This window comes from Gelidibacter salicanalis, assembly GCF_016469035.1.
GTDB classification, from domain to species: domain Bacteria; phylum Bacteroidota; class Bacteroidia; order Flavobacteriales; family Flavobacteriaceae; genus Gelidibacter; species Gelidibacter salicanalis_A.
In genome coordinates, this window is record NZ_JAEHJZ010000001.1 from 200,765 (window position 1) to 209,466 (window position 8,702).

Consider the following 8,702-nt stretch of genomic DNA (forward strand, 5'->3'; position numbering starts at 1 on the left):
TATCCGGTTACCTAATAAAAAGATAGCCTACATGAACAAAGAAGACGGCGTGATGCAACCCTTTTTTATAAAAGCTATAGAAACTGGCTATTGGGATACCCGCTATGAACCAAACACTAATTATGATTCTGTTTTTGGTGACATGAAACATATGGGTGCCAATACAGCGTATGTAATGTTACATTGGGAGGATATAGAAACATCCGATAATAAATTTGATTTCACATTTGCTGATTCTGTAGTGGCAGCCGCTAAGCGTCAAGATATAAAATTGAAATGGATATTGTTTTTACACGCACAGTACAATGGTGTTCCCTCTCACACTCCTGAAACAGCTTGGACCTTCCATTTAGACGACAGGGATTCGCTAAATTATGCCATGCAATGGCCTAAACAAAACAACGAAATTTATAAAACAATCAAAGATGTCGTTTCTAAGGGAGGCATACGCCCATTGCACGTTTATGGTCATCCTGAAGTTTTTTTTCGAATCCGTCGCATGCTATACAATTTGGCGGTACACTATAAAGAAAGCACTACAGTAATCGGTGTTCAGATAGGCAACGAAGAAGGTTTCAGTTTTCTAGACGAAAGTGATTATAATCCTATAACAATTGCTTTGTATGAGGAATGGAAATTAAAGACAAACAAAACCAACTATTCACAGTTTAAAAGAGAGGCTATTAATTGGTGGTGGAAACAATTTACTTCGGCTTATCACGAAGGTGATCCCTATAAGTTAGTGTCTTTTAATCTTGATGCAGGTCAGGCAGAAGGCGGAGATCTAGAGCGAGAAAACATGTCAGGCACAAGTGCGGCAACTTACGGAGATGGTAATCTGGATGCTATTGGAACCATGTTTTATAAAAACTGGGGATATAAAGCATTATTAGGACTTGATAAAGCATATAATGAAGGAAGTTATAATTATAGTTTACCGATACTTATTCCCTCAGAGATCGGAATCGGAAGATTCAACTCAGCTCGCGATTATCAAAATTTTGTCATGCATACATTAGAAAGAGGTGCTCAAGGCTTTGGTGTTTATGCCTATGGCGAGGTACGCAAAGAATTATCAGATACTTTAAGTGCTAGAAAAACAATGGTTGATTTGTTCAAAAACATAAGTGCCGTTGAAGATATGATTTATGCTGGGCTTCCTGGTCCAGGAAATATACAATGCAGCACACAAAACGCTTCGGCCAAAGTCAGCCATTTGAATGTTAATGGCGAAAAAACACTGGCAATGATCTATTTTCCAGATATTGACAAAGCCGACAAAGCCGACAAAGCCGACAAAGCTGATGGGTTGATCAAATTCGATTTACCATTAAGTTTTAAATCGAACACCACTGGCACTTATACAATACAAGTATTTAAGGACGGAAAAATGTTATCCAATCAAAATCTCCGTCTTAAAGCACAAGAGACCAATAAGAAAACCATTCCGGAAGCCACTGCGAATGACATATATTTTATAAGCATTAAATAAGGAAGATGCCACTAAAAATCTTTTGATAGTCTCTAACAAAAACTCAAAATAATGAAACCATTTTATACTTTTATAATATTATTTTTAAGCTTTATAGAACTTAGCGGTCAAAGTAATGGTCCAAATCTCTATAACAAGACTTTTGAACTGGATTCTGTTTCCCATCTTCGAAACCCAGCAATGGGATGGGTGCTTTATGAGGAGGGAGCCTCATTTCAAGATGAACACAAAAACTATGATCCCATTATATTTTGGGAAGAGATGGATGAAGTGAATGCAGCGGAATATGCCAACATATTATACATCCGCGTGCACTGGAAAGTCATGGAACCCGAGGAAGGTAAATATGTATGGAAATATAATAAAGCCTATCAGGAGTATATAAAGAAAGCTGAAGATAGAGGTCTCAAATTAGCGTTTCGGATTTTTTTTGATAATGGCACTCCTGATTGGGTGTATGGAGCTGGTAGTGAATCTACATTAGATCCACCATTAAGCTTAAAAAATGACAAACAACCTTACTATGACGATCCAATTTTTCTATCAAAATTAGAAAATTTTATCAAAGCGTTTGCTGAAGAATATGACAATCCAGACAGGGTTGACTTTATTGATGCATATGGTTTGGGGCGTTGGGGTGAGGGCCATGGAGTGACATTAAAAAATCAAAAAAATTATAAAAAAGTTATTGAAAAAGTCACAGGTGATTATGCCCGACATTTCAAAAACGTTTTAACCGTTTACAATCTATCCCGTGGTGACTGGCATATCAGTAAATCAGCAGTTTTTGATAAATTAGGTTTTTTACCGCGTCGTGACGGCGTAGGTAGTCACTGGTATGATGATACAGAAAGAGCGTACATGGCCGATTTATTTCCTTCAAAAGCTTTTATTGGTGAAGGTTGTTACTGGTTTGGCGCAAGAGATAAAGACACAACCTATCAAACAAAAACAGCTTTTTTTGATGACAAACGATTCCCAAGAATGCGAACTTGGAACGATGCACTTTCAGTAGCAGTAGATGATGCTATAGCTTCCCGATCAAACACCTTCGATTTAAGGACACCTTTTGAAACTAAAACTTGGATAGAAAAACTACCCCATAAAGTACAAGAATTCATCACTTATGGTGGGTATCGACTTTATCCAGATTCCATTTCAGTTCATCAAAATGATCGACAGTTGACTATAGATCATTATTGGAGGAATTTTGGTGTCGGCGTCCTGCCCAACAACCATCCCAATTGGAATAATAAATACAAAGTAGCATTTGCCTTAATAAACCCAAATTCTGGAAAAGTTGCTTACAGCTATGTAGATCCTATTGCCAATCCAGGAAAATGGATACAGGGAGAGCTTTATGGTTATCCTGATTTAAATTTTACAATTCCTAAATCTGTAAATCGCGGTAACTATCAACTTGCAGTAACAATAATTGACACAACAACTGGAAAACCTGCAATTAAATTAGCAATCAAGAATAATTCAATCATCAATGATTGGGCGATCATAAATACAGTAGAGATCAAATAGATATAACTTCACAAATACTTGTTCCGATTAAAAACTATTAACATCAAAATGCACAAACAAATGAAGCAGTTAAACATTTTCCTCATTCTATTAATGCCATTATTTTTAATTGGGCAGACTACCCCTTCTTCTGTTATTTCTCAATCCAGTAAAGTTCTACTTGCTGAGAAGATGGAAAACAAAAGCCCAACAAGAACCATCCCTATTTTACCAGATGAACTTTGGTGGGGAGGCGCCGTTAATGACGGCTATTCCATGCCGTACCAAGAAGGTTTTTCATACAATATGTATGGGGACAACAAAGGAAATCAAGTGCAGCCTCTATTGATTTCAAATAAAGGAAGAGTGATTTGGTCAGAAGAGCCCTTTCAATTTACATTTTTAGAGAACGCTATTGCGATACAAGATGCAAAAGGTGAGATTCTGCAATCTACAGCAGGAAAAACATTGAAGGAAGCCTTCGATTTTGCGTCTTCCAACTACTTCCCTGCCGATGGTAAAATACCACATGAGCTACTTTTTACAGCACCTCAATACAACACTTGGATTGAGCTCATGTACAATCAAAATCAAAAAGACATTTTAGCGTATGCCCATGCGATTATAGATAATGGTTTCCCTCCTGGTGTATTGATGATTGACGACACTTGGCAAGAAAACTATGGAAAATGGAATTTTCATCCAGAACGCTTTCCAGATCCAAAAGCGATGATGACGGAATTGCATGGTCTTGGTTTTAAAGTGATGCTTTGGGTTTGCCCTTTTGTAAGTCCAGACTCTGATGAGTATCGGGAATTAGCTAAAGACGACCTGTTCTTAAGGAATCCAAAAGATGCTAAAATCGCCGCAGCACCTTGGATAGAACCTAGCCAACCAGCGATGATCTATTGGTGGAATGGAGCAAGCGCCGTACTCGATTTATCAAATCCGAAAGCAGAAACCTGGTTTAAAGATGAATTGAACAGATTGGTCACTGAATATAAAGTGGACGGTTTCAAATTAGATGCAGGAGATTTTTATTTCTACCCTGACCATTTAATCAGCTATAAAGAAGGCACAAGTCCAAACGACCAATCTGCTTTGTTTGGTGAAATAGGACTTGATTTTCCTTTAAATGAATACCGTGCTATGTGGAAAATGGCTGGAAAACCTCTAGCACAACGATTGAGTGATAAAGGTCATAATTGGAAAGATCTTCAAACACTTATTCCAAACATTACCGGTCAAGGGCTTATGGGCTATGCCTTTTCCTGTCCAGATATGATAGGTGGCGGTGAATTTTCTTCATTCTTAAATACTAAAACTATTGATCAAGAGCTTATTGTCAGATCGGCGCAAGTACATGCCTTAATGCCGATGATGCAATTTTCAGTGGCACCATGGCGTATTTTAGATACCGAACACCTTGATGCTGTAAAGGAAACTGTAGAACTTCGAAAAAAGTTCACACCATACATTATGTCCTTGACAAAAGAAGCCGCAAAAACTGGCAGACCAATTGTCCGCACTATGGAATATGTATTTCCTGATCAAAGCTTTGAAACCATGAAACATCAATTTATGCTTGGCGACAATTTACTAGTCGCTCCCGTTTTAAATAAAAATATCACAAAAAAAGAGATCCAATTACCTAATGGAAAATGGAAAGATGCTTCTGGTAAAACCTATAAAGGAGGAAGAACCATTACTGTAGAAACCAGTCTAACGACGCTGCCTTATTTTGAAAAAATTTAATTAGTAAATCATTGAATAATGACAAGAACACTTTTAATTTTTTTAGCTGTGATATTACAGAGTGCTTTCAGCACCTCGCAGAACCTATTAATCAATTCGAGTTTTGATACTGGAGGCGATAAGACCTTCACATTGGCACCATGGAGAGCTTCTGGTAATGCCGGCGTCTGGGAAACAGAACATTCCGTTTCAAAACCAAAAGCGGTTAAATTAATGGACGGTGCAGCATCTGTAGAGCAATTGATTACTGGTTTAAAACCAAATACAGAATATCGCTTTTCTGGCTGGGTTTATACCAAGGGTGTTAATAAAGCACATTTAGCGGTTAAAGATTTTCTTACCACGACTACGGGCGAAGTGACTACTGCAAACAGCTCCTCAGGCTATGAATTTCTAACCGTAAATTTCACAACGGGGAAAAAGGCAACCTCTGCTAAAGTGATCTTTTCAACAAACCAGAAAGATGCCGTTTATGGTGATGATTTCGCTCTTGAAGCACTTCCAATAAAACCTAATATTTTTATAACCAATGGTGGTTTTGAAGAGCGTTCTTTAGAACATTGGCTAAACGCTACGGTAGCTTTCAATTCAATTGAAATCACAAAGAAAGCGTCGGAGGTTCATAGTGGCAAATATGCAGTAAAGGCGTCAGGAACTGGCATTTTGGAGCAATCCCAGTTAAATCTGAAAGCAGGCACCAGTTATGTATTAAAAGCATGGGCTAAAACGGATGCGGATCATGTGGCTACGATTGGGATTAAGAATTTTACGGGTGGCATTATGTCTTCTACATTAAGCGCCGATACCTCGAGCAACACCTATAAAGAGCTCTCTGTTCCTTTTACAACCGGAGTTTTCCCAAATGAAGCGACTCTATTTTTCGAGCTCGCTTCAGGCACCGCTTTTTTTGATTCGTTTACCATTACGGAAGTATCACATTTAGGACCGCTTAACGAAAGCCATGTGTCGACAGAAACCATGTTGAGCAATCCTGAACGTGGTTTTAGGTTTGAACAAATTGTACAAGTGCCAGACTTGAATGATCCTTGGAACCTGAGTAAACATTTTGATATGGATACGATCCTAAGTGATTGGGAAAAAGAAATGGATGCCACAGATGGCCATGTTCGACTGGCGCAATGGTATATTTATTTGTCAGAATTTAATGACACGCCGCTTTCTCAAGAAGCTTTAGATGCGATTCAAAAATGCTTTGATGCCTTCCGAAATAATGGCTACAAAATGTTATTGCGTTTTACCTATCAAGCACCAGAAGCACAAGCACCTTACACGAATGTTATTCCAACTGCCTCCAGAATATTAGAGCATTTAGATCAATTGAAACCATTGATAGCAGCTAACGTAGATGTGATCCATGTGTATCAAATGGGACTTATCGGTGCTTGGGGTGAGTGGCATTCTTTCGGTAACGCTTACAATCAAAAAGATAAAGATAATTTAGTGACCAAAGTATTGGAAGTCCTCCCTCCTAGCAGACAAACACATATGCGACTTGTGAGCGATCGCGCTGCGATTAGATCGGTTTCAGATGCTGTTAAAGACACCCGCATTGGTTTTCACAATGATTTTTTTGGAGATCGTAACACCTATGCTGCTAACAGTTCAGGATATTATGGTGGCAACGATTATGAAATTGTAAAACACAAATCACATCTTTTAATGATTGATGGCGAATCTGGTTGGTCAAGAGATTGCAATACGGAGGATGGCTGCATCTGGCAAGTGAGTGAGCTTTTTGACGTTTATGAGATTTTAAAGCAGTTTTTAGACCATCATTATACTAGTTATAGTTTGGCGCATGGCTATTATGCCAATAACGCTTACTGGAAACGTCTTTTATTAAGTAAAGAAAATTTAGACGCTTTGAATATTCCATATCATCCAGAATATTTTAATGATAACAAGGGAAATCTAACCAACAGAACAGCTTATGAATTTATCAGAGACCATTTAGGTTACCGATTGTATTTCAAACCTGGAAATGAAAGTTTTAGTCAAAATTCTAATCAATTAAATTATGTCATAGACATCCAGAATTATGGGTTTTCAGCATTACATAATCCAAGACAAGTACACGTCGTATTATTAGATGTAAATGATAATATTGTTACTTCTGATTTATCGTCATCAAATCCGTCAACATGGCAACCTTATGCACCAGGAGATGAGAACTATGCCACATTGACCCATACTATTTCTGGAAGTTTAATGCTTCCAAAAGACCTAACCACATCAACCGATTATAAAATTGGCATTTGGCTGGCTGACCCTATTCTGAAAAACAATAAAATGTATGACATACAACTAGCAAATAGAACTGATATGAAAATCATTGAAAATGATAATCAAAAAATCAATATTTTAAAATTCAACATTCTATTAAATGCCGTTAAAAAATAAGACGTTTACATATTTAGTTTCATTGTTGTCCGATAAAAAAGAAGCCATAAAAATGGCTTCTTAGATAAGAATCGTAAATTAGAGTTGCAAAATTCAAAATACGATGAGTAAAAGTAATTATTTTTCCAGTAAATCTGTTTTCGGACAGTTGATTTCTTTAATTGACGATTCGATTATAAAAAAAGAAGTCAAAAAATGTGATTCAGACCGTTACACTAAGCGATTTAAAACAAAAGACCATTTGATAAGTATGCTTTTTTGTTCATTTTCAAAGTGTACATCGCTTCGGGAAACATCAGGTGCAATGCTTGGTTTATCAGGAAAAACTAGTAGTTTTCAGTTAAATCACATCCCTAAAAGGAGTACATTATCGGATGCAAACAAAAAAAGAGATGTTCTGGTTTTTGAAAATATTTATCATCAGTTATTAAAACAATATGGTGGTTTTTTATCGGACAGCCGAATTAAGGATATCATAAAAAAGCAGGTAAAAATTTTTGATAGTTCAACAATTAGCCTGTTTAAAGACATTATGGGTTGCGTAGGAAGAAATCCAAAGAGCGGACAAAGAAAAGGAGGAATTAAAGTTCATACTGTTGTCAATGCGGATGAAATGGTACCTAGTTTGGTTTGGTTCAGCGAAGCCAAAACACATGATCATAATTTTTTAGAAAAATTAAAATGCGATGAAAACACCATTTATGTTTTTGACAAAGGATATAATGATTACAGGGCTTTTGAGCATTTTACAATTCAAAAAACAGGATTTGTAACCCGAATAAAAGATAATGCATCTTATCTAAGTATTGAAAAACTGGATGTTGGAGAACGAATTCATAATGGGGTTTTAGAAGATGAAATCATTGAAATAGATGTGAAAAAAGGTAATGAAATATCAAAATTAAGATTGAGAAAAGTAACATTTTATGACCGAGCAAACAAACGGGAATTCGAGTTTATAACTAATTTATTTGACTTGCGCGCCGATTTGATTGCGGCCCTGTACAAAATAAGATGGCAAATAGAGTTATTGTTCAAACAGTTAAAACAGAATTTTCCATTGAAATATTTTCTGGGAGACAATGAAAATGCGATTAAAATACAGATCTATTGCGTTTTGATAGTCAATCTTTTGTTAGCTGTGATAAAGAAGAAACTAAAGCGCAGTTGGGCATTTTCAAATTTAGTCAGCTTCTGTAAAATACATCTTTTCAATTACATCAATTTGATAAGATTTCTAGAAAATCCAGAAAAAGACTGGATCATTGATAAAGCAGAACAAGAACAATTATCATTCAATTGGTAGCCTGCTTTTGAAAAAGTATAAAAAACGAAAATTAAAACACTAATAATCAAATAGATAAAAATCAAAACCAAATGGTTTTATCTTTTATCGGACATTAATGATAATGAATTTCATATCTGTTTAAAAAATGACATAAATAATCAAAATAAATTATTTCAGGTTCTATAACATGAATTTTCCCAACTCTCCTAATTCGTCGACCCTTAAAAAGGGGCT

5 protein-coding genes are annotated in these 8,702 nt (G+C 36.3%); all 5 read left to right on the plus strand.

Going from position 1 to position 8,702, the window contains the following annotated elements; translation table 11 throughout:
* Nucleotides 1-31 precede the first annotated feature (31 nt).
* Complete coding sequence (locus JEM65_RS00965; RefSeq protein WP_199596668.1) at nucleotides 32-1,492, plus strand: hypothetical protein; 1,461 nt, start codon at nucleotides 32-34, stop codon at nucleotides 1,490-1,492.
* A 51-nt stretch (nucleotides 1,493-1,543) separates the two neighbouring features.
* Nucleotides 1,544-3,025 (plus strand): hypothetical protein, encoded by a 1,482-nt coding sequence (locus JEM65_RS00970; RefSeq protein WP_199596669.1) that lies wholly within the window; start codon nucleotides 1,544-1,546, stop codon nucleotides 3,023-3,025.
* A gap of 60 nt (nucleotides 3,026-3,085) precedes the next feature.
* Nucleotides 3,086-4,759: a glycoside hydrolase family 31 protein gene (locus tag JEM65_RS00975; RefSeq protein WP_233530463.1), complete on the plus strand. Its 1,674-nt coding sequence runs from the start codon at nucleotides 3,086-3,088 to the stop codon at nucleotides 4,757-4,759.
* 18 nt (nucleotides 4,760-4,777) lie between these two features.
* A complete protein-coding gene (locus JEM65_RS00980; protein ID WP_199596670.1) occupies nucleotides 4,778-7,180 on the plus strand; it encodes a DUF4874 domain-containing protein in 2,403 nt (800 codons plus the stop codon).
* A gap of 103 nt (nucleotides 7,181-7,283) precedes the next feature.
* The gene (locus JEM65_RS00985) at nucleotides 7,284-8,486 is read left to right on the plus strand and encodes an IS4 family transposase (RefSeq protein WP_199596671.1); all 1,203 of its coding nucleotides are present in this window, start codon (nucleotides 7,284-7,286) and stop codon (nucleotides 8,484-8,486) included.
* Nucleotides 8,487-8,702: the final 216 nt, after the last annotated feature.